Raw genomic sequence first — 21,811 nt, 5'->3', positions numbered from 1 at the left:
CGGCCACGGAGTGAAGAAGGAAGAGCGAAAAGCGGGTCGCGGCGCTGCGCTTGCTCGCAGCCGAGCATGGCTCGGCTCTACAGAAGATTCGTCCCGATACATTCGCTTCCGGGAACGCTTCATCCACGCATGGCGTGGATCTACCGGACACGCCGGGAGACTGTCAGGGGTGGGGAGGCATGGGTACGTGGCGTCCCCCGCGTACCCATGCCTCCCCGCCAAATCAACACACCCGCTCTTGCCGTTGTTCTGGCTTCAGACGCGGGTGCAGGGCCGCAGGCCCTGCAAAACAAAAAACCTCACTGACCCCGCAGGCGGCTGTGCCTGAACCCGTAGCAGAAATAGATCACGAAACCGACGAACGTCCACACGCCCATCAGCATCCAGTTGTGCATCGTCATCGCCGACAGCAGCGCCAGGCAGCTCAGCACGCCCAGGCCGCAGATCAGCCACGCCATCGGCATGCGGAACGGGCGCGGCAGGTCCGGCTGGGTGCGGCGCAGGATCAGCACGCCCGCGCACACGGCGGCAAACGCGATCAGCGTGCCCATCGAGGTCAGTTCGCCGAGGATGTCCAGCGGGAACAGCGCCGCCAGCAGCGCGATGCCGATGCCGGTGATCACGGTGTTGATGTGCGGGGTGCGGTACTTCGGATGGATCCTGGTGAACACCGGTGGCAGCAGGCCGTCGCGGCCCATGATCATGAAGATGCGCGGCTGGCCGATGATCATCACCAGCACCACCGAGGACAGGCCGACCAGCGCGCCGACCTCGACCACCCAGCGCAGCCAACCCAGCTGCGGATGCGCGGCCACCGCGGTCACCACCGGCTCATCGGTGCCCAGCAGCTGGAACGGCACCAGGCCGGTCATCACCGCGGCCATCGCGATGTACAGCACGGTGCAGACCACCAGTGACAGCATCATGCCGATCGGCATGTCGCGCTGCGGGTTCTTCGATTCCTGCGCCGCCACCGACACTGCCTCGAAGCCGATGTAGGCGAAGAACACCATCGCCGCGCCGCGCAGCACGCCTTCCATGCCGTACTTGCCGGGGCCCTCGTTGGCCGGGATGAACGGGGTCCAGTTGCTGGTATCCACGTACTTCCAGCCGACCACGATGACCAGCACGATCAGGCCGGTCTTGAGCACGACCATGGCCATGTTCATCGCCGAGGACTTGCTGATGCCGACGTAGCACAGCCAGGTCAGCAGCATCACCAGTGCCGCGGCGGGCAGGTTGGCGATCGCGCCGGTGGGGCGCAGCTGTGCGTCCAGTGGCGCGCTGACCAGCGCGGCGGGCAGATGGATGTCGAACTGGCTGAGCAGGCTGAGGAAGTAGCCGGTCCAGCTGACCGCCACCGCCGAGGCGGAGACGCCGTATTCGAGCACCAGCATCCAGCCGATGAACCAGGCCGAGAGCTCGCCGAAGGTGGCGTAGGTGTAGGTGTAGGCGCTGCCGGAAACCGGCACCATCGAGGCGAACTCGGCGTAGGCCAGCGCGCAGAAGGCGCAGCAGATGGCGGCCAGCACGAAGGACAGCATGATGGCCGGGCCGGCGTGGTTGGCGGCGGCCTGGCCGGTGATGACGAAGATGCCGCCGCCGATCACCGCGCCGATGCCGAGGGCGGTCAGCCCCCAGGGGCCGAGGTGGCGGCGCAGGCTCAGGCCATTGGCGTCTTCATGGGCGGCGTGCGGGTGCTTGGTGGCCCACAGTTGCTTGAACATGTGTGGTGGTCTTGTCGAAGCGCGCCGTGGCTGGCGCGCGGGGAAAACGGACGGGCCGGCGCGAGGCCGGCCCGTAGGCGGATCAGGGCGACTTGGCCAGCTTGCTGTTGCGGATGCCGTAGCCCAGGTAGATCAGCAGGCCGAGCAGCGTCCAGCCCACGAACAGGTGCCAGTGCACCACGAACGCCTGCCAGAACAGGAACAGGCAGGTGGCCGCGCCCAGCGGGCAGATGATCCACACCATCGGCACGCGGAACGGGCGATGGATTTCCGGCTTGGAATAGCGCAGTACCAGCACGCCGATGCAGACCGTGGCGAAGGCCAGCAGGGTGCCCATCGACACCAGCTCGCCCAGCACGTTCAGCGGCACCAGGCCGGCCAGGGCGGCAGCGATCACGCCGACCACGATGGTAGCGACATACGGGGTGCGGAAGCGGGGGTGGACCTTGCCGAAGAACTTCGGCAGCAGGCCGTCGCGGGAGATCGTGTAGGCGATGCGGGTCTGGCCCATCATCATCACCAGCACCACCGAGGACAGGCCGGCGATGGCACCGATCTCCACGAACGTCTTCAGCCAGGACAGGGTCGGGTAGGGCTCCAGCGCGGTGGCCACCGGCTTGTCGGTGCCCAGCAGGTGGTAGGGCATCATGCCGGTCAGCACCGCACAGACGATGATGTAGACGATGGTGCACACGGCCAGCGAGCCGAGCAGGCCGATCGGCATGTTGCGCTGCGGGTCCTTGGTTTCACCGGCTGCGGTGGAGACAGCATCGAAGCCGATGTAGGCGAAGAACACGATGGTGGCCGCGCGGAACACGCCGCTCCAGCCGAACTCACCCGGCACGCCGGTGTTTTCCGGGATGAACGGCTGCCAGTTGGCGGGGTCGATGTGGGCCGCGCCGATACCGATGAACAGGCAGATGACGGTGACCTTGATCGCCACGATGATCGCGTTGACGAAGGCCGACTGGGTCACACCCACGTACAGCAGGCCGGACACCGCCGCCACGATCAGCACCGCCGGCAGGTTGAACAGCTTGCCCGAAGCGATGAACTCGCTGCCGGTCCAGGCAATCGGGGCCGCGCTGAGGGCATCCGGGAACGGCATGTGCAGCGTGGTGGTGATGAAGCTGATCAGGTACGCCGACCAGCCCACCGCGACCGAGGCCGAGGCGAACAGGTATTCCAGCACCAGGCACCAGCCGATGAACCAGGCCATGCCCTCGCCCAGGGTGGCGTAGGAATAGGAGTAGGCACTGCCGGAGACCGGCATCATCGCCGCGAACTCGGCGTAGCACAGGCCCGCCAGGGCGCAGGCGAAGCCGGCGATCACGAACGACAGCATGACCGCCGGGCCGGCATGGTTGGCCGCGGCCTGGCCGGTCAGCACGAAGATACCAGCGCCGATCACCGCACCTACGCCAAGCAGGATGAGGTGTTTAGCCGTGAGGGTCCGTTTCAGCGTGGCTTCGCCATCCAGGCTGCCTTCGATGGGTTCGCCGGCATCGACGTGCCCGGCCGGTTCAACCGGCTTGACCCTCAACAGAGCTTTCAGCATGCAGTACTTCCTAGTGATCGGATTGGGTGGGCCGCCGATACGTTGCCGGCAACCCTGGAATGGTGAAGGCCGCGCGAACGGCCCGCTGTACCTTAGCCAAAGCTGAAGCCAACGCACAAGCGCAATCGCAACAATGAACGGCGATAATGAGCAGTATTTTTCCAAACGCCGCCCATTCATGAGCCAGACCGCCGAAACCCTTGCCGTGCTTGACCATCGCCTGCGTGGCCTGCTGCGTGACTATGCCCGCCGCGAACCGGCCCACGACGCACTGGCTGCCGAATTCGGCACATTGCTGGACGATCCGGAAGATCCGTTCCGCCGCGAGCGCCTGGCCGGCCACTTCACCGCCAGCTGCTGGCTGGTCAGTGCCGATGGCCAGCGCCTGCTGCTGACCCACCACCGCAAGCTGCAGCGCTGGCTGCAGCTGGGCGGCCACGCCGACGGCGACCGCGACCTGGCCCAGGTCGCGCTGAAGGAGGCCGAGGAGGAGTCCGGCCTGAGCGGCCTGGTGCTGGAAGACCCTGCCATCTTCGACATCGACAAGCACTGGATTCCGGAACGCAAGGACGTGCCGGGACACTGGCACTATGACGTGCGTTTCGTGATCCGGGCACTGGGCGGCGAGGCCTTCGTGCTCAGCGAGGAGTCGCTGGAGCTGGCCTGGCGGCCGGTGGCGGAGGTCGCCGCAGACCCGGAATCGGATGAGTCGATGCAGCGCATGGCGCGCCGGTGGTTGGCGCGCTAGCAATATGTGGAGCCGAGCCAATGCTCGGCTCAATGTCGGCCAGAAGCGCAGCCGAGCATGGGCTCGGCTCTACAAGTGCAAGGTGGAACGCGCGTCAATACAGGATGCGCGTACGCAGCGTGCCCGGAATCGCGGCCAGTTCGTCGCGCACGGCCGCGGCCTGTTCCTCGCTGGCGGTGATGTCGATGACCACGTAGCCCACCTTCGGGTCGGTGCGCAGGAACTGACCGTCGATGTTGACGTTGTGGCGCGAGAAGATCTCGTTGACCTTGGACAGCACGCCCGGCACGTTCTGGTGGATGTGCAGCAGGCGCAGGCTGTCGGCGTGCTCGGGCAGGGTCACTTCGGGGAAGTTGACCGCCGACAGGGTGCTGCCGTTGTCGCTGTAGCGCACCAGCTTGGCCGCCACTTCCACGCCGATGTTGTCCTGCGCCTCCAGCGTGCTGCCGCCCACGTGCGGGGTCAGGATCACGTTGTCGTGGCGGGTCAGCGGCGATTCGAAGATATCGCCGTTGCCCTTCGGCTCGACCGGGAACACGTCCAGCGCGGCGCCGCCGACGTGGCCGCTGGCCAACGCCGCGTCCAGTGCATCGATGTCGACCACGGTGCCGCGTGCGGCATTGATCAGGTGCGCACCCTTGCGCATCTTCGCCAGCTCGGTGCTGCCGATCATCCACTGCGTGGACGGGGTTTCCGGCACGTGCAGGGTGACGATGTCGGCGCGCGCCAGCAGGTCGTCCAGGCTGGCGGCAGCGCGGGCATTACCCAGCGCCAGCTTGGTTTCCACGTCGTGGAAGATCACCTGCATGCCCAGCGATTCGGCCAGCACGCCGACCTGGGTGCCGATGTGGCCGTAACCGATGATGCCCAGGGTCTTGCCGCGCACCTCATGGCTGCCGCTGGCCGACTTCGACCAGCCGCCGCGATGGCATTCAGCGTTCTTCTGCGGAATGCCGCGGGTCAGCATGATCGCCTCGGCGATCACCAGCTCGGCCACGCTGCGGGTATTGGAATAGGGCGCGTTGAACACCGGGATGCCGGCCAGCTCGGCCGCGTCCAGGTCCACCTGGTTGGTGCCGATGCAGAAACAACCCACCGCGATCAGGCGCTTGGCCTCGGCCAGCACCTCGGCGCTGAGCTGGGTGCGCGAGCGGATGCCGACGATGTGCGCCTCGGCAATGCGCGCCTTCAGTTCGTCCTCGGGCAGCGCCTTGGTGTGCGCTTCGATCTGGCTGTAGCCGGCGGCGCTGAACACCTCCACGGCGGTCTGGCTGACCCCCTCCAGCAACAGCACGCGGATATCCTGCTTCGGGAACGAGGTCTTCTTCGGCGACATGGGGCGACACGGCCAGTGGGACAGGGGCCAATCACTATGCCAGATCGCGACGACCATGGTGCAGTGCGCAATTGGTTGCATCGGTAGCTATCTGCCTGCCTGCGGGGCTGGACGCTGGCGCGTGCCGCTGGCACGCTTGCCCGTTCTTCACGCACCGCGCTGGACCGTCATGACCGATTCCCGCATTGCCTCGCTGCAGCTGGCCTGTCCCGGCCTGAAGCTGAAGACCGACCCGGCCGACCTGGAGCATTACGGGCGCGACTGGACCCGGCGCTGGACACCGGCGCCGCTGGCGGTCGCGCTGCCGGCCACGGTCGAGGAAGTACAGGCGGTGATGCGCTGGAGCGCCGGGAATGACGTGGCGGTGGTGCCGTCCGGCGGCCGCACCGGCCTGTCCGGTGGCGCAGTGGCGGCCAACGGCGAGCTGGTGCTCAGCCTGGAACGGATGAACAAGGCACTGGCCTACGATGCGGTCGATCGCACGCTGGTGGTGCAGGCCGGCATGCCGCTGGAAGCCGTGCACAATGCCGCGCTGGACCATGGCCTGATCTACCCGGTGGATTTCGCCGCGCGTGGTTCCTGCACGATCGGCGGCAACATCGCTACGAATGCCGGCGGCATCCGCGTGATCCGCTACGGCAATACCCGCGAGTGGATCGCAGGGCTGAAGGTGGTCACTGCCGGTGGCGAACTGCTCGAGCTCAACAAGGGCCTGATCAAGAACTCCAGCGGCTACGACTTCCGCCAGCTGCTGATCGGCTCGGAGGGCACCTTGGGCGTGATTGTCGAGGCGACGGTGAAGCTGACCGATCCGCCGCCTGCAAGCAACGTGATGCTGCTGGCACTGCCCAGCTTCGAAGTGCTGATGCAGGTGTTCGCCGCGTTCCGTGCGCGCCTGCAGTTGCAGGCCTTCGAGTTCTTCACCGACCGGGCGTTGGAGCATGTGCTGGCGCACGGTGCGCAGGCGCCGTTCGATGAGGTGCATCCGTACTACGTGGTCACCGAGTTCGCCGCCGGCGACGACGCTCAGGAAGCGGCGGCGATGGCGGCCTTCGAGGACTGCATGGGCAATGGCTGGGTCAGCGACGGCGTGATCAGCGCCAGCGACGCCCAGGCGGCCCAGCTGTGGCGTCTGCGCGAAGGCATCACTGAGTCGCTGGCGCGCTACAAGCCCTACAAGAATGATGTCTCTGTGCGGATCTCGTCGATGCCGGCGTTCCTGGCCGAGACCCAGGCGCTGATCGGTGAAGCCTACCCGCACTTCGACGTGGTCTGGTTCGGCCATATCGGCGACGGCAACCTGCACATCAACGTGCTCAAGCCCGATGACACCAGCGACGCCGATTTCGTGGCGCAGTGCGAGCAGGTGACCAAGCTGCTGGCGCAGGTGCTGGCCCGCTTCGACGGCAGCATTTCGGCCGAACACGGCATCGGCCTGGTCAAGAAGGGGTACCTGGACAGCACCCGTGGCCCGGCCGAGATCGCCCTGATGAAGGCGGTCAAACGCGCGTTCGATCCCCAAGCGCGGCTGAATCCCGGCAAGCTCTTCGACCTCTGAGCCGGCAAAATCCTTCACGTACCCGTTACGCTCCACGCACCTTCACAACCGGCTCCGCACCGATGACCCGTCCGCTTCTGCTGCTTGCCCTGCTGTCCCTGCCGCTGGCCGGCTTCGCTTCCAGCTTCGCCGGCACCTCGGCCGGTTCCGCCACCGGCGCATCGTCGGGCTCTTCGGCCAGCAGTTCGGGCGATGACAAGGTGGTGCAGGCTGCACGTGATGATGCCGCCGCATTCGTTGCCAGCGACGGCCAGATCCGGGGTGCGCGCCTGCAGGCCGCGCTGGTCCACCTGCGTGAGCAGAGCGCCGCCGCACAGCAGCAGAGCGATCTGGAACTGGCCCGCGCGCTGCTGGCGCGGTGATCCAGGCAGCATGGCCTCGGCGTCATCGCTTTCTGTAGCGCCGAGCCAAGCTCGGCTGCTGTTGCGATCCGCATGCGCCGGGCATTCAGCCGAGCATGGCTCGGCTCTACAGAGGCACAGCGGGCGGTGCGGGTGGATCGCCGCATTGGCGTGGCTGCTCATCCCTTCCGCGCACGCAGCCGATCGCCTTCAGCTCGATCCCTCAGGTCTCGATCCGGCGCAGCAGCAGCTCGCCAGCCAGACCCTGGCCGACGTGCAGTCATTGCTGCCCGATGGCCTGCTGCGCGCGTTGCCGGCACGCGTGCAGGTGCGCTGGAGCGACGACCTGCCGGCTGACGTGCACGGCCGCGCCTTTGCTGGCGGCATTGCCCTGCGCCGCGACCTGCTTGAAGACGGCCTGCCGGGTGCGCGCCGGGCAAGGCGGAGCGCGCTCGTGCACGAACTGACCCATGTGGCAGATCGAAGCGGCGCGGCATGGTCGCGCAGCCCGCGTTGGCGCGATCTGGCCGGGTGGCAGCGCAAGCCCTGGCATATGGGGCGCGGCGACAACGACTTCCGTGACCGCAGCCCGGATGCCTATGAACTGAAGGACCCGGCCGAATACCTGGCGGTGAACGCCGAGCATTTCGTGCTCGATGCCGAATTCGCCTGCCGGCGCCCGGCACTGGCGCAGTGGTACCAGGCCCATTTCGGAACACCGCCATCGCTGCCGCAGTCGCACTGCGCTACGACGCTGCCCTTGCTCCAGTCCGACTCAGAAGAGGGTGCCGCATCGCTGCTGCAGCTCGACCCCGCGCGTGTCTATGCCGTGGACTACCTGTTCGCCGAAGGCAGCGCACAACCGATGAGCCGCTGGGGCCACAGCATGCTGCGGCTGGTGATCTGCCGACCCGGCCGCGCACCGGGGCCGGACTGCCGCCTGGACCTGGAGTACCACCGCGTGCTGTCGTTCCGTGCATTCGTCGGCGACGTGCAGATTTCCAACTGGCGCGGACTGACTGGCGGCTATCCCTCGCGGCTGTTCGTGTTGCCGCTGCAGCAGGTGGTGGACGAATACACCAAGGTCGAACTGCGTGGCCTGCAATCGCTGCCGTTACAGCTGCGACGCGAGGAGATCGCCAGCCTGCTCGAGCGCACTGCCCAGGTGCACTGGAGCTATGACGGGCGCTATTACTTCGTCAGCAGCAACTGCGCGGTGGAAACCGCCAAGCTGCTGCAGGCGGGCGTGCCGCGCCTTGGGCGGGCCGGTCTGGCCCAGCTGAGCCCGCGTGGGTTGAAGCGCCGCCTGGCGCGATTGCAGGTACTTGACGAGCAGGTGCTGGCCGACCGCAGCGCAGCGCAGGCACAGGGCTATTACTTCGCCTCTGCACGCGACCACTACCAGCAGTTGTTCGCAGTGGCGGCGGGGCAGCTGGCCTTGCCCGTCCGTGATGTGCGCGCCTGGTTGAAGCTGCCTGCACAGCAACGCGCACCGTGGCTGCTGAAGGGCGACCTGCGCGCCAGTGCCGGCTTGCTGCTGCTGGAACAGGCCGCACAGCGGCGTGCCGAGCTGCGCGCGCGTGACGTGCTGAAGCGGCAGCTGCTGGCTTCACCGGACAGTGCGGAAACCCGCAGCCTGCGCGGCCTGCTGGAGCAGAGCGGGCAGTGGTTGCGGCCGGGGACGCTGCTGCAGGACGGAGGCTATGGGTTGCCGCTGAGCGACGACCAGGCGCTGCTGTCCGAGGCGGTGGCCACTGCCAGTGCGCAGGCCGTACCTGCCTGGCAGGCGCTGCGCGTGCAGCTGCGCCAGCAGTTGCCGTCCAGGCAGCGCGACCAGATGGATGCGATCGATGCCAACCTGGCCGAACTCGGTGCGCATCTGCGCGAGCAGGCAGCGACGTCGGTTACCGGCGCGGAAGCTCGATGACGAAGCGGCTGCCGCCGGCGCTGCCGGGCGTGCAGTAGACGCGGCCACCATGTGCATCGGCGATGGCCTTGACCACCGCCAGGCCAAGCCCGCTGCCGCCGCCCTGGCGCGAGCGCGAGCCATCGGCGCGCATGAACGGAGTGAAGATGTCGGTGTGAAGTTCCGGGTCGATGCCCGGACCTTCGTCTTCGATTGTCACCTGCACGTGCCCAGGCGTGTCATGCACGGCAATCCGCACCTTGCCCGGGCTGGCGTAGCGGCGTGCGTTCTCCAGCAGCGCCAGCAGGGCCTGGCGCAGGCGGGTCGGATCACAGTGCGCGTTGTGTTCTTCACGGCTGGTTTCCAGTTCCAGCACGAAGCCGGCGGCGCGGAACTGCGGGTCGACCAGGGTCATCACCGAGTGCACTTCGGCCACCACGTCGGTCCGGGCGCGGCGCACGTCCAGCCGTGCATTGTCGGACAGACTGAGTACGCGCAGATCCTCGATCAGACGCGACAGGCCCTCGACCTGCGCGAGCAGGCTGCGGAACTGCGATTCGTCTGGCTGGAACACGCCCTCGGCCAGGCCCTGCAGGCGGCCGCGCAGGATCGTCACCGGGGTCCGCAGTTCATGGGCGATGGCCGCATGCCACATCGCACGCTCGCTCTCCATATGCTGCAGGCGGCGCGCCATCGCATTGAAATCCTCGACCAGGGTCGCCACCTCGCCCGGCGAATTCTCTTCGACGCTGGCACGTGCACCCAGATCGCCGCCAGCGAGCGCTCGCACGCTATCCACCAGTGAATTCAGGGGTGACAGGATGCGATGGGCGAGTCGGAACGAGGCGGCGATGGCCAGCGCCAGGCCGGTCAGGATCACGCCGACCATCCACGCCAGCTCCGGCCCGGTCGGCAGCCATCCTTCCGGTTCCTCGGTGCTGCCGGGGAAAAACTCGACCAGCACCGCATACAGCAACCATGACGACAGGATCATCATCACGATCACGCCGATGACCATCAGCGACATCGAGACGATGATGTGCCGGCTGAGCCCGGATCGGCGCAGGCGGCCCATCAGCGGTCGGCCATCAACCGGTAGCCGACACCCCGCACGCTGGCCGGTACGTTGACCATGCCGACTTCATCCAGCTTGCGGCGAAGCTTGCTGACATGGCTGTCGACGGTGCGTTCCAGTGCCTCGCTTTCCGGCAGGCATTCGTGCATCAGTTCGCTGCGGCTGAAGATGCGGGTCGGCGCCAGCGCCATGCAGTGCAGCAGCTTGAACTCGGTAAGGGTGAGCAGTACTTCATGGCTGTAGCCATCGCCTTCGACGTGCACGGCGTGGGTGGCCGAGTCGATCAGCAATGGGCCCGCGCGCAGCGCCGTCGGCGTGTCCACGCGTGAGGCACGCAGCGTACGCCGAAGTACCGCACGCACGCGCGCGGCAACTTCGGCCGGATTGAATGGCTTGACCACATAGTCGTCGGCGCCCATGCGCAGCGCGGTCAGCTTGTCCAGGTCCTGGTCCAGCGCGGTCAGCATGATCACCGGCGTTTCGCCGCGCTGGCGCAGCTGGGTCAGCACGCTCCAGCCATCCAGTCGCGGCAGCTGTACGTCGAGCAGGACCAGGTCCGGGCGGGCGCTGCGGTGCAGGTCCAGCGCGCTGTGGCCATCGGCGGCACGCAGGGTGCGCAGTCCTTCGCGTTCCAGGTAGGCGGTAAGAATATCGGCGATCTCGGCCTCATCCTCGACGATCAGGACGAGGGCGGCGAGGGCAGGGGAGGCATGCATGCAGGGGCGGGGCCTTAAGGTGCTTGCCTCCATCGTATCTCCACAGTTCCTCCATCGAAACCCCATCATCACCCCGCAGACTGCACGCTTCAGAACCTATCAGCCGCCTGCGCGGCATTGTGCACAGCAATGAGAACCTTCAGGACTCCGGTCGCGTTGATCGCGGCCCTCGCCCTGGCCATGACGGCCTGCTCCACCCCCGAAGCCACGCCGGAAGCCACGCCGCGTGTCAGCGTGGTCACCGTCGGCCCGCAGGTGGTACAGCGCGATGACGAACTGCCCGGCCGCGTGTCCGCCGTGCGCACCGCACAGATCCGTGCCCAGGTGGGTGGCATCGTGCAGCGCCGCTTGTTTGACCAGGGCGCGGAAGTCAGCGCCGGCCAGGCGCTGTTCCAGATCGATCCGGCGGCATTCCGCGCCGACGTGGATTCGGCACTGGCGGCTCTTCAGCGCAGCGAAGCGGCGCTGGGCCGCAGCCGCGTGCAGTCGCAGCGCCTGCATGCGCTGGCGGCCGCGCAGGCGGTCAGCCAACAGCACCGCGACGATGCCAGTGCCGAGTACGAACAGGCCCGTGCGGCAGTGAACGAGGCGCGCGCGATCCTGGCACGACGCCAGCTCGACCTGCGCTACGCAACGGTCAGCGCACCGATTGCCGGCCGCATCGACCAGGCGCTGGTGACCGAGGGCGCGCTGGTCGGTGCTGCCGACGCCGAACCGATGGCGGTGGTGCAGCAGATCGACCAGGTCTACGTGGACGTGCGCCAGCCGGCCGCACAGCTGGAGGCGCTGCAGCGCAGTGCCGGTGGTGGCGAACTGCCGGTAACCATCATCGGTGCAGCGGGCAAGCCACTGTCCGAACGCGGCCAGCTGCTGTTCTCCGGTATCAATGTCGACGCGCGCACCGGAGACGTGATCCTGCGCATCCTGGTCGACAACCCCCAGCGCCAGCTGCTGCCGGGGATGTACGTGCGTGCGAAGGTGCCGCGCGGTGCACCGGCCAGCGCATTGACCGTGCCGCAGCAGGCCTTGCTGCGCAGCGCCGGCGGCCAGGCCTATGCCTGGGTGATCGGCGCCAACGGCAAGGCGGTGATCCGCACGCTGGAGGTCGATGGCAGCGTCGATCGCCAGTGGCTGGTGCGCTCCGGCCTGAAGGCCGGCGAGAAGGTGGTGGTCGAGGGCCAGGAACGCCTGCAGGAAGGCGTAGTGGTCGATGCGCGCGACTGGCAGCTGCCGGTCGCAGGCGCCGGTGCCGTGCAGGCCGGCAGCAAGGGCTGAGCCTGTCCCGGGCCGGTCCCTCCAGGAAAATCCAACATGGCACGTTTCTTCATCGATCGCCCGGTGTTCGCCTGGGTGCTGGCGATCTTCATCATTCTGGCCGGCGTGCTGGCGATCCCGCGCCTGGCGGTGGAGCGCTACCCGGCGGTGGCGCCGCCCAGCGTCAGCATCTACGCCAGCTACCCGGGCGCCAGCCCGCAGACGCTGAACGATGCGGTGGTCGGCCTGATCGAGCGCGAGCTGTCCAGCGTCAAGCACCTGCTCTACTTCGAATCGTCGGTGGACACCTCCGGCGAGGCCTCCATCACCGCCACCTTCAAGCCCGGCACCGATCCGGAACTGGCACAGGTGGACGTGCAGAACCGGATCAAGGCGATCGAACCGCGGCTGCCGCGCAGCGTGCGCCAGAACGGCCTGTTCGTGGAGGCCGCCGATTCCGGCTTCCTGATGCTGGTGGGCCTGCGTTCGCCGGATGCCAGCGTCAGCGAGGCCGCGCTGGGCGACTTCATGGCACGCAACATCATCGAAGAGCTGCGCCGCATCGATGGCGTCGGCCGCGTGCAGCTGTTCGGTGCCGAACAGGCGATGCGTGTGTGGCTGGACCCGACGCGATTGACCGGCTACGGCCTGACCATGGGCGACGTGGCGGCCGCCATCGAGCAGCAGAACCTGGAGATCTCGCCAGGACGCATCGGCGATTCGCCGGGCGTGCCGGGCCAGCGCATCACCGTGCCGTTGAGCGCCGATGGCCAATTGTCGACCCCTGAACAGTTTGCGGCCATCGTGCTGCGCGCCGGGACCGATGGCTCACGGGTGCTGCTGGGCGATGTCGCCCGCGTCGAACTGGGCGCGCAGAGCTATGCCTGGGGTACCCGCGAGGATGGCCATCCCGCCACCGCCGCCGGCGTGCAGCTGCGCCCCGGCGCGAATGCCGTGCGGACCGCATCCGCAGTGCGCGAACGCATGGCCGAACTGGCGCCGCTGCTGCCGCGTGGGGTGGAGTCGAGCATTCCGTTCGACACCGCACCCTTCGTGAAGATCTCGATCCAGAAGGTGGTGCAGACGCTGCTGGAAGCGATGCTGCTGGTGTTCGCGGTGATGTACCTGTTCCTGCAGAACTGGCGTTACACGCTGATCCCGGCGCTGGTCGCGCCGATCGCGCTGCTGGGCACCTTTGCAGTGATGCTGGCGCTGGGCTTCTCGATCAACGTGCTGACGATGTTCGGCATGGTGCTGGCGATCGGCATCATCGTTGACGATGCGATCGTGGTGGTCGAAGGCGTGGAGCGCATCATGGCCGAGGAAGGTCTGCCACCCCGCGAGGCCACCATCAAGGCGATGCGTGAGCTGACCGGCGCGGTGATCGGCATCACCCTGGTGCTGACCGCGGTCTTCATTCCGATGGCATTCGCCAGCGGTTCGGTGGGCGCGATCTACCGTCAGTTTACCGTGGCGATGGCGGTGTCGATCCTGTTCTCGGCATTGTTGGCACTGAGCCTGACGCCGGCGTTGTGCGCGACCCTGCTGCGCCCCAGCACCCATGGTCATCACGGTCGTGGTGGGCTGTTCGGCGCGTTCAATCGTGGCTTCGAGAGGATGACCGGGCGCTACCAGCGTGGCGTGGCCTCGGTGCTGCAGCGCAGTGGCCGGGTGATGGGCGTGTTCGCTGCCCTGGTGGCGGCCCTGCTGCTGGGCCTGCACTGGCTGCCGGGCGCGTTCCTGCCGGAAGAGGACCAGGGCTACTTCATGACATCGATCCAGCTGCCGGCCGAAGCGACGGCCGAACGCACGCTGGCGGTGGTCGAAGCCTATGAGCGGCACGTGGCCTCGCGCCCGGGCATTGCTTCCAACCAGTCCATCCTCGGCTACAGCTTCTCAGGCTCCGGCCCGAGCGCGGCGCTGACCTACACCATGCTGAAGGACTGGGGCGAGCGTGCAGGCGCCACTGCGGCCGGTGAGGTGGAGGCCGCGCAGAAGGCGATGGCCACGCTGGCCGAGGGCGAGGTGATGAGCGTGATGCCGCCGGCGATCGACAGCCTGGGGCGTTCTTCCGGCTTCTCGCTGGCCCTGCAGGCACGTACCGGGCAGAGCCAGGCGGAACTGCGCGCGGCGTTGCAGCAGCTGCTGAAGCTGGCCGAGGCCAGCCCGCTGCTGTCGGAAGTGCACGCCGATGGCCTGCCTGCGGGCACCAGCGTGCGGCTGGACATCGACCGGGCCAAGGCTGAGGCGATGGGCGTGGGCTTCGAGCACATCAGCAGCACGCTGTCGGCAGCAATGGGCTCGCAGTACGTCAACGACTTCCCCAACAAGGGGCGCCTGCAGCAGGTGATCCTGCAGGCCGATGCGCCGCACCGGATGGAGCTGGAAGACGTGCTGAAGCTGTACGTGCGCAACAGCGAAGGCGGCATGGTCGCGCTGTCCGAGCTCGTCACCCCGCACTGGACGGAAGCGCCGCTGCAGCTGCAGCGCTATCTGGGCTTCCCGGCATTGAACCTGTCCGGTGCACCGGCCTCCGGCGTATCGACCGGCCAGGCGATGGCGGAGATGGAGCGGTTGGCCGAAGCGTTGCCGTCCGGCTTCGCCCTGCAGTGGACCAGCCAGTCGCTGCAGGAGCGTGAGTCGGGGGCGCAGGCACCATGGCTGCTGATGCTGTCGATGCTGGTGGTGTTCCTGGTACTGGCGGCGCTGTACGAGAGCTGGTCGATTCCGCTGGCGGTGATGCTGGTGGTGCCGCTGGGCCTGCTCGGTGCGGTCGCGGCGGTGTTGTTGCGTGGCATGCCCAACGACGTGTTCTTCAAGGTCGGCATGATCACCGTGATCGGGCTGTCGGCGAAGAACGCGATCCTCATCGTCGAGTTCGCGCGCCAGCTGCAGCAGCAGGGCCGCGGCCTGGTGGAAGCGGCCCTGGAGGCGGCGCGGCTGCGCCTGCGGCCGATCGTGATGACCTCGCTGGCGTTCGCGCTGGGCGTGGTGCCGCTGATGCTGGCGCAGGGCGCGTCGAAGGAAACCCAGCAGGCGATTGGAACCGGTGTGTTCGGCGGCATGGTCAGTGCGACGGTGCTGGCGGTGTTCTTCGTACCGGTCTTCTATGTAGTGGTGCAGGGCGCGCGGCAGTGGATCGCGCAACGCCTGCGCAGGCGCCGGCCGATGCCGGAAGGATCCGTGGATGGAACGGGACATCGTTGAAGACCTGCATGAGCGGCAGCTGGCAGCGCTGGAACAGCGCCTGCGGCAGGCATTGCTGGATGACGACCACGATGCGCTGACCGCGCTGGTGTCGCCGGCATTGTTCATGATGGACGGGCAGGGCGGGCGCTTGCTCGATCTGCCCTGGCTGGGCGACTGGCTGGCCGGAAACCTGCAGGTGCGCAGCCTGCAGTCGTACGCTGTGGAAACGCTGCTGTGCGGACGCCTGGCGTTGTTGTCCAGCGACGTGCGCTTGTCGGTGCGCGCGCAGGGCCAGGAGCGCGAGCTGAAACTGCGGCTGCTGCGGGTGTGGACCTGCAGTTCCGGCGAAAGCGGTGCGCAGCTGTTGTCGATGGCGGTACTGGCCGCATGAGTGCGGTCAGGCCGCTTTCAGGCCCTGCTCACCGCGAGGTGGTAGGGTCGAGCCTCTCTGTAGTGTCGACAAGGAGTCGAGCCATGCGTGTAGTTCCCAGTCTGTTGGCAGCCTCCCTCGGGTTGGTGCTGGCCGCGTGCCAGCCGGCCCCGCCGCCCGCCGCAGGCGGCAATGATGCCCCCCCTGCTACGCCGCCGCCGGGCGCCAGCACCGAAGGTAGCAGCGAGACCGCCTACCAGTGTGGTGATCTGAGCGTGCGCGCGACCTTCAGTGGCGAGGATGCAGCCACGGTGGTGATCGGCGACCGCACCTTCGCCATGACCTCCGAACGCGCGGCATCCGGCGCCAAGTATGGCGATGGCCAGGGCAACAGCTTCTGGACCAAGGGCAGCGATGACGGCCTGTTGAGCCTGAAGGGCGAAGCCGATCGCGAGTGCCATGCGGTCGAAGCCACTGAAGGCGATGGCAGTGCTGGCAACGCCGCGTTCCGTGCCACCGGCAACGAGCCGGGGTGGCTTGCGGTCGTTGATGGCGACACGCCGGGCCTGCAGGTGGAAGTCGACTATGGCGAGCGCCGCTTCGATGTGGCCAAGCCCACCGAAGGCGCTGACGGCTGGAGTGGCAAGGCGTCCGACGGTACCGACGTGAAGCTCAGCTTCCAGCGCACCACCTGCCAGAATGACATGAGTGGCGAGGCATTCGATGCCAAGGTGAACCTGACCATCGGCACCCGCCAGTACCACGGATGCGGCAATTTCGGCGCGAAGCAGCCATAAGGCATCTGTAGAGCCGAGCCCACGCTCGGCTCTACTTCAACGAGGGGTCAGCCCCCGCAGGCCTTCAGGTCTGGATCGAAGTCCAGGTCATAGCGTGTGTTGATCCCGATCAGCGCTGCGCGGATCGCACAGTCGCCGCGATGACGCGTGACCAGATCGGTGAAGTTCTTCTCGCGGCCTTCGCAGTACTGGGCGTTGGCTTCTTCCAGCTCGCGGCGACGCTCGTCGTCGTACGCCTCTTCACCAGCGAAGTGCTGGCAGGTGTTCTCGCGCGCGAGGAAGGCCTGGACGTCGGCCGGCATCGCGCAGTAGATGCGCACGTCGTCGACGTCATACACATCCTCCGGGACCGGACAGCCTGCGGCTGCACGTGCCTTGTCCAGGTCCTCATCGCCCGAAGGCCGGTCGGTAGCGGGCTCCGCTTCGGCGGTGGCCTCGACGGCGGCCGGTGCCTCCGCCGCAGGTGCGGCCGTCACGGCCGGCGTGGCCTTCGGCGCGGCATCGGCATCGGCAGCGCTGTCCGCTGCCTGCGGCGAGCACGCCGCAAGCAGGGACAGGCAGCCGATCAGCGCGAGGCGCTTAGTCGGCACGGCCGGCGAATTCGCCGGTGGCGGTGTTCACCAGCACGCGCTCGCCGTTGACGATGTACTCCGGCACCATGATCTCGATGCCGGTGTTGAGCTTGGCCGGCTTCGGGCGCTTGGTGGCGGTGCCACCCTTCAGCTCCGGCGGGGTCTCGATCACTTCCAGCACCACCGAGGCCGGCAGCTGGATCGCCACCGGCTGCTCGTCGATGACCTGCACGTAGATGCCGGTCAGGCCGTCGGTGATGTAGCCGGCGTCGTCGCCGATCACGTCCGCGTCCAGGGTGTAGGGGGTGTAGTCCTCGTCATCGAGGAACACGAACGCATCGCCATCCTTGTACGAATAGGTGGACTGGCGGCGCAGCAGTTCGACCTCGACCAGGTTGTCGTCGGCATCGAAGCTGGCGTCGAGCTTGTTGCCGCCCGGCACGCTGTACATGATGAAGCGGAAGCGGACGTTGCCGCCGCGACCCTGCGGCGAGCTGCGCTCGATGTCGCGGATCTGGTACACGCCGTTGTTGTACTCGACGACGTTGCCCTTCTTGATGTCGTTGGCTTTCATGGTGATCTAGGTCGTTGGGGGAGGGCGCCGTCCCGGCGCCCGGGGGGAATCACTTCGGAGCGAGGCGGGTAGCGCCGTCCAGGCGGATGGTCTCGCCGTTGAGGTAGGTGTTGCCGAGGATGAAGCCGACCAGGCTGGCGAAGTCTTCCGGCTTGCCCAGGCGCGACGGGAACGGAATCGAGGCGGCCAGCGACTGCTGCACGGCCTCGGGCATGCCGTCGACCATCGGCGTCCAGAACACGCCAGGCGCAATCGTATTGACGCGGATGCCGAAGCGCGACAGTTCACGCGCCATCGGCAGCGTCATCGAGACCACGCCGCCCTTGCTGGCCGCATAGGCAGCCTGTCCGATCTGGCCTTCATAGGCGGCGATACTGGCGGTGTTGATGATCACGCCGCGCTCGCCGTCGGTGCCGGCTTCGTTGTGCTGCATGCGGTTGGCCGCGGCCTTGGCGACGTTGAAGCTGCCGACCAGGTTGACCATCACCGTGCCCTGGAAACCGGCCAGCGGCATCGGGCCCTCTTTGCCCAGCACGCGGCCGGCGCCGAGGATGCCGGCACAGTTCATCGCCACGTTGAGGCCGCCGAGGAAATCGTTGGCCTGGTCGATGGCCGCGGTCACCGCCGCCTCATCGCTGACGTTGACGTTGAAGTAGCGGGCCTTGTCGGCGCCCAGTCCGGCAACGGCGGCTGCGCCCTTGTCGTCGTTGAGGTCGAACAGGGCCACCTTGCCGCCCTGGGCGACGAGGTGCTGGGCCACGGCCAGGCCGAGGCCGGAGACGCCGCCAGTGATCACGGCACGTACGGAAGACAGCTGCATTGAACGGTCCTGCAGGTTCGAGAACCGCCGATTCTAACGGAAGCCGGGACCGTCGCCGTTGTGCACTGGGCCGCCCGGCAAGGGCGGCGCAGTGCCACCATCAACCGGCGGCGGCCAGCGCCTGGCCGGTGCGGCTGGCAGTGGCGCGGCCAAGCAGGCCGGCCAGCCAGCGCCCGGTCTCGGCCAGGGCCGGCAGGTCCACGCCGCTGTCCAGGCCCAGGCCCTGCAGCAGATAGACCACGTCCTCGCTGGCGACGTTGCCGCTGGCACCCTTCGCATACGGGCAGCCACCGGCGCCTGATACCGCGCTGTCGACCACGCGCACGCCTTCTTCCAGGCAGGTGGCGATGTTGGCGATGGCCTGGCCGTAGGTGTCGTGGAAGTGCACGGCCAGTGCCGACATCGGAATCTCGGCCGCCACCGCCTGCAGCATCGCCCTTGCCTTGCGCGGGGTGCCGACGCCGATGGTGTCGCCCAGCGAGATTTCGTAACAGCCCATCTGGTGCAGGGCGCGTGCAACACGCACCACGTCGGCCAGCGGCACTTCGCCCTGGTAGGGACAGCCGAGCACGGTCGAGACGTAGCCGCGCACGCGCACGCCATCGGCGGCGGCGCGGCGCAGGATCGGTTCGAAGCGGGCCAGCGATTCATCGATGCCGGCATTGGTGTTGGTGCGGTTGAACGCCTCGGAGGCGGCGGTGAACACCGCTACATCCTCCACGCCCACCGCACGGGCACGGTCGTAGCCCTGTTCGTTCGGTACCAGCACCGGGTAGTAGATGCCGGGCCGACGCTGGATGCCGGCGTAGACCTCGGCGGCATCGGCCAGCTGCGGGATCCACTTCGGGCTGACGAAGCTGGTCGCCTCGATGCTGCGCAGGCCGGTGGCCGACAGGCGGTTGATCAGTTCGATCTTGTCGGCGGTGGACACCGACTGCTTTTCGTTCTGCAGGCCGTCACGCGGGCCGACCTCGACGATGCGGACGTAGTCGTTCATGCGGTTGCCCCATCGGCAGGGCGGTGGCAGACCGCCTCGATGTTGTTGCCGTCGGGGTCGAGCACGAAGGCACCGTAGTAGTCGGGGTGGTACCACGGGCGCAGGCCCGGGGCGCCGTTGTCGCGGCCACCGGCGGCAAGCGCTGCGGCATGGAAGGCATCCACCTGGGCGCGGCTGGCGCAGGCGAAGGCCACGTGCACGCCGTGGCTGGCAGTGCCGCCATTGCCAAGCCAGAAGAACGGCTTGCCGTCGCTGCCGAAGCCGATGTGGTCGTGGGCGCCGGTCTGTTCGGCGGTCACTTCCATCACCACGCCGATCTGCAGTGGCGCCAGTGCCTGCAGGAAGAAGGTCTTGCTGCGCGCCAGGTCGGCGCTGGTCAAACCAAGATGATCGAGCATGTTCAGGCTTCCGTGACCCAGTGGGGCGCGCGCTTGTCGAGGAAGGCGCCCAGGCCTTCCTGGCCCTCGGCGGACACCCTCAGGCGCGCGATCAGGGCGGCATTATCGCGATCCAGGGTGTCGCGGTCATGGCTGTCGCGGACCTGGCGCACCAGCTGCTTGGCGGTGGACGAGGCGATCGGGCCGGCCTTGTCGAGCAGGGCCAGCTGGCGTTGCACGGCCTCGTCCAGGCGTTCGGGCTCGACCAGCTGGTGGACCAGGCCGATGCGCAGTGCGGTATCGGCGTCGAAGTGCTCGCCGGTGGCGAACCAGCGGCGGGCCTGGCGCGGGCCGATGGCCTCGATCACATAGGGCGAGATCACCGCCGGCAATAGGCCAAGGCGGCTTTCGGTCAGGCCGAAGCGGGCCGAGGTGCTGGCGATGGCGATGTCGCAGCAGGCGACCAGGCCGACGCCGCCGCCGAAGGCCGCGCCGTGGACCCGGGCCAGCGTCGGCTTGGGAAGCTCGTCCAGGGTGCGCATCAGCCGGGCCAGGGCCAGTGAGTCCTCGCGGTTGTCGGCCTCGCTGGCGGCGGCCATGCCGCGCATCCACTGCATGTCGGCACCGGCCGAGAAGGAGGCGCCGTGGCCGGCCAGCACCACCGCGCGCACCGAATCATCGCGGCCGGCGGCCTCAAGTGCAGCGGTCAGGCGGGCGATCAGCCCGGCGTCAAAGGCGTTGTGCAGCTCCGGCCGGTTCAGCCAGAGCGTGAGGGTGGCGCCGCTGCGCTCGATCTGCAAAGCATCGTTCATGGGATTCCAGGGTCACTCCATACCTGTATGGATCATAGCGGGCCATTGGTCATGGGCCATGACGCGACGCGGGAATGTTAGAATCGAGAACCATTTACATCCAGCAGAGAACACGCTAGATGACGCTGTCCGAACTGCCGCTGCACACCTCGGCCGTGGTCGAGTCCGTGCAGGACCTGCATGCCAACGATGCCATCGCCCGTCGCCTGCGCGAGCTGGGTTTCGTGAAGGGCGAGGAAGTACGCCTGGTGGCCAAGGGTCCGGTGGGGGGCGAGCCGCTGCTGGTGCAGGTCGGGTTCACCCGGTTCGCGCTGCGGATCAGTGAAGCCAAGCGCGTCGTTGTTGACGCCGCCAGCCAGGAACGACGTGCATGACCGCCACTGCCACTACCGCCCCCCTGCGCGTTGCGCTGGTCGGTAATCCGAACAGCGGCAAGACCGCACTGTTCAACCAGCTGACCGGGAGCCGGCAGAAGGTCGCCAATTACACCGGCGTCACCGTCGAGCGCAAGGAAGGCCGCCTGCGTGCGCCGTCCGGCCGCGAGTTCGCCGTGCTCGATCTGCCGGGCGCCTACAGCCTGCAGCCGGCGAGCCTGGACGAGGCGATCACCCGCGACCTGTGCCGGGGCTTCTACCCGGGTGAGGCCGCGCCGGACGTGCTGCTGTGCGTGATTGACGCCACCAACCTGCGCCTGCACCTGCGTTTCGCGCTGGAACTGCGCGAACTGGGCAAGCCGATGGTGGTGGCCCTGAACATGGTCGATGCCGCCCAGCGCCGTGGCATCCAGGTGGATGTGGCCGCGCTGGAGCGCGAGCTGGGCGTGCCGGTGGTGGAGACCGTGGCGGTGCGCAAGCAGGGTGCCAAGGCCCTGGTCGAGCGCCTGGACGCGATGGTGCCGCACCTGGATGCACCGGTGCCGGGCCCGGAAGGCGGCATCGACTACCACGCCAAGGTGCGCCAGATCCTTGCGGTGGCCGTGCGCATGCCCGCACGTACCGCGAAGATCGATGACGCGCTGGACCGCTGGCTGCTGCACCCGGTGTTCGGCCTGGTCAGCCTGGCGGTGGTGATGTTCCTGATCTTC

21 protein-coding genes are annotated in these 21,811 nt (G+C 67.6%); 10 read left to right on the top strand and 11 right to left on the bottom strand.

Features of this window, described 5'->3' with window-relative positions:
• Positions 1-299 precede the first annotated feature (299 nt).
• Both QRO91_RS16045 and QRO91_RS16040 read right to left on the bottom strand, forming a co-directional pair.
• The gene (locus tag QRO91_RS16045) at positions 300-1,727 is read right to left on the bottom strand and encodes an amino acid permease (RefSeq protein ID WP_049429050.1); all 1,428 of its coding nucleotides are present in this window, start codon (positions 1,725-1,727) and stop codon (positions 300-302) included.
• Positions 1,728-1,809: 82 nt separating this feature from the next.
• The gene (locus QRO91_RS16040; RefSeq protein ID WP_197650797.1) at positions 1,810-3,285 is read right to left on the bottom strand and encodes an amino acid permease; all 1,476 of its coding nucleotides are present in this window, start codon (positions 3,283-3,285) and stop codon (positions 1,810-1,812) included.
• A 133-nt stretch (positions 3,286-3,418) separates the two neighbouring features.
• On the opposite strand from QRO91_RS16040, the gene QRO91_RS16035 reads away from it, so the two are divergent.
• A complete protein-coding gene (locus QRO91_RS16035) occupies positions 3,419-4,033 on the top strand; it encodes an NUDIX hydrolase (protein ID WP_285310467.1) in 615 nt (204 codons plus the stop codon).
• 94 nt (positions 4,034-4,127) lie between these two features.
• Here the strand turns inward: QRO91_RS16035 and serA are convergent, their stop codons facing one another.
• Positions 4,128-5,369 (bottom strand): phosphoglycerate dehydrogenase, encoded by a 1,242-nt coding sequence (gene serA, locus QRO91_RS16030; protein ID WP_014037034.1) that lies wholly within the window; start codon positions 5,367-5,369, stop codon positions 4,128-4,130.
• Positions 5,370-5,538: 169 nt separating this feature from the next.
• Between serA and QRO91_RS16025 the strand changes: the two genes are divergently transcribed.
• From QRO91_RS16025 to QRO91_RS16015, 3 genes are all read left to right on the top strand, one after another.
• Positions 5,539-6,927, top strand: a complete 1,389-nt coding sequence (locus tag QRO91_RS16025) for an FAD-binding oxidoreductase (protein WP_197620442.1) — start codon at positions 5,539-5,541, stop codon at positions 6,925-6,927.
• 62 nt (positions 6,928-6,989) lie between these two features.
• Positions 6,990-7,289, top strand: a complete 300-nt coding sequence (locus QRO91_RS16020) for a DUF2388 domain-containing protein (RefSeq protein WP_005413193.1) — start codon at positions 6,990-6,992, stop codon at positions 7,287-7,289.
• Between the two features lie 10 nt (positions 7,290-7,299).
• The gene (locus QRO91_RS16015) at positions 7,300-9,195 is read left to right on the top strand and encodes a DUF4105 domain-containing protein (RefSeq protein WP_404830270.1); all 1,896 of its coding nucleotides are present in this window, start codon (positions 7,300-7,302) and stop codon (positions 9,193-9,195) included.
• On the opposite strand, the gene QRO91_RS16010 is transcribed toward QRO91_RS16015, so the two are convergent.
• Together QRO91_RS16010 and QRO91_RS16005 are read right to left on the bottom strand one after the other, a co-directional pair.
• A complete protein-coding gene (locus QRO91_RS16010; protein ID WP_197650800.1) occupies positions 9,173-10,249 on the bottom strand; it encodes an ATP-binding protein in 1,077 nt (358 codons plus the stop codon). The genes QRO91_RS16015 and QRO91_RS16010 overlap by 23 nt on opposite strands.
• Positions 10,249-10,965, bottom strand: a complete 717-nt coding sequence (locus QRO91_RS16005; RefSeq protein ID WP_180848859.1) for a response regulator — start codon at positions 10,963-10,965, stop codon at positions 10,249-10,251. The genes QRO91_RS16010 and QRO91_RS16005 overlap by 1 nt, the downstream gene beginning before the upstream one ends.
• 129 nt (positions 10,966-11,094) lie before the next feature.
• On the opposite strand from QRO91_RS16005, the gene QRO91_RS16000 reads away from it, so the two are divergent.
• The 4 genes from QRO91_RS16000 (at position 11,095) to QRO91_RS15985 (ending at position 16,575) form a co-directional block, all read left to right on the top strand.
• Complete coding sequence (locus tag QRO91_RS16000) at positions 11,095-12,240, top strand: efflux RND transporter periplasmic adaptor subunit (RefSeq protein ID WP_197650801.1); 1,146 nt, start codon at positions 11,095-11,097, stop codon at positions 12,238-12,240.
• 36 nt (positions 12,241-12,276) lie between these two features.
• Complete coding sequence (locus QRO91_RS15995) at positions 12,277-15,426, top strand: multidrug efflux RND transporter permease subunit (RefSeq protein WP_197650802.1); 3,150 nt, start codon at positions 12,277-12,279, stop codon at positions 15,424-15,426.
• Positions 15,407-15,799: a nuclear transport factor 2 family protein gene (locus QRO91_RS15990; protein WP_197650803.1), complete on the top strand. Its 393-nt coding sequence runs from the start codon at positions 15,407-15,409 to the stop codon at positions 15,797-15,799. Before QRO91_RS15995 ends, QRO91_RS15990 begins: the two co-directional genes overlap by 20 nt.
• An 83-nt stretch (positions 15,800-15,882) precedes the next feature.
• Positions 15,883-16,575 carry a COG3650 family protein gene (locus tag QRO91_RS15985; RefSeq protein ID WP_197650804.1) on the top strand — a complete coding sequence of 231 codons (693 nt, stop codon included), beginning with the start codon at positions 15,883-15,885 and terminating at the stop codon, positions 16,573-16,575.
• 47 nt (positions 16,576-16,622) lie between these two features.
• On the opposite strand, the gene QRO91_RS15980 is transcribed toward QRO91_RS15985, so the two are convergent.
• The 6 genes from QRO91_RS15980 to QRO91_RS15955 form a co-directional block, all read right to left on the bottom strand.
• Positions 16,623-17,165, bottom strand: a complete 543-nt coding sequence (locus QRO91_RS15980) for a hypothetical protein (protein WP_197620432.1) — start codon at positions 17,163-17,165, stop codon at positions 16,623-16,625.
• A complete protein-coding gene (yeiP, locus tag QRO91_RS15975) occupies positions 17,155-17,721 on the bottom strand; it encodes an elongation factor P-like protein YeiP (RefSeq protein ID WP_005409468.1) in 567 nt (188 codons plus the stop codon). The genes QRO91_RS15980 and yeiP overlap by 11 nt, the downstream gene beginning before the upstream one ends.
• Positions 17,722-17,770: 49 nt before the next feature.
• Positions 17,771-18,541, bottom strand: a complete 771-nt coding sequence (locus QRO91_RS15970; protein ID WP_197650805.1) for an SDR family oxidoreductase — start codon at positions 18,539-18,541, stop codon at positions 17,771-17,773.
• A 100-nt stretch (positions 18,542-18,641) separates the two neighbouring features.
• Positions 18,642-19,538 carry a hydroxymethylglutaryl-CoA lyase gene (locus QRO91_RS15965; protein ID WP_197650806.1) on the bottom strand — a complete coding sequence of 299 codons (897 nt, stop codon included), beginning with the start codon at positions 19,536-19,538 and terminating at the stop codon, positions 18,642-18,644.
• The gene (locus QRO91_RS15960) at positions 19,535-19,936 is read right to left on the bottom strand and encodes a VOC family protein (protein WP_053442944.1); all 402 of its coding nucleotides are present in this window, start codon (positions 19,934-19,936) and stop codon (positions 19,535-19,537) included. Before QRO91_RS15960 ends, QRO91_RS15965 begins: the two co-directional genes overlap by 4 nt.
• Before the next feature lie 2 nt (positions 19,937-19,938).
• Positions 19,939-20,727, bottom strand: a complete 789-nt coding sequence (locus QRO91_RS15955; RefSeq protein ID WP_197620426.1) for an enoyl-CoA hydratase/isomerase family protein — start codon at positions 20,725-20,727, stop codon at positions 19,939-19,941.
• Positions 20,728-20,846: 119 nt separating this feature from the next.
• Between QRO91_RS15955 and QRO91_RS15950 the strand changes: the two genes are divergently transcribed.
• The gene (locus QRO91_RS15950; RefSeq protein WP_005409473.1) at positions 20,847-21,101 is read left to right on the top strand and encodes a FeoA family protein; all 255 of its coding nucleotides are present in this window, start codon (positions 20,847-20,849) and stop codon (positions 21,099-21,101) included.
• On the top strand, positions 21,098-21,811 hold a 714-nt coding region (locus tag QRO91_RS15945), incomplete at its 3' end, for a FeoB small GTPase domain-containing protein (protein ID WP_285310466.1). The genes QRO91_RS15950 and QRO91_RS15945, both read left to right, overlap by 4 nt.

It is taken from the genome of Stenotrophomonas maltophilia group sp. Smal32 (genome assembly GCF_030237085.1).
In the GTDB taxonomy this organism is placed as follows: domain Bacteria; phylum Pseudomonadota; class Gammaproteobacteria; order Xanthomonadales; family Xanthomonadaceae; genus Stenotrophomonas; species Stenotrophomonas maltophilia_Q.
The sequence above is the reverse complement of the archived record's forward strand: the minus strand, read 5'-3'. Positions and strand labels throughout refer to the sequence as shown.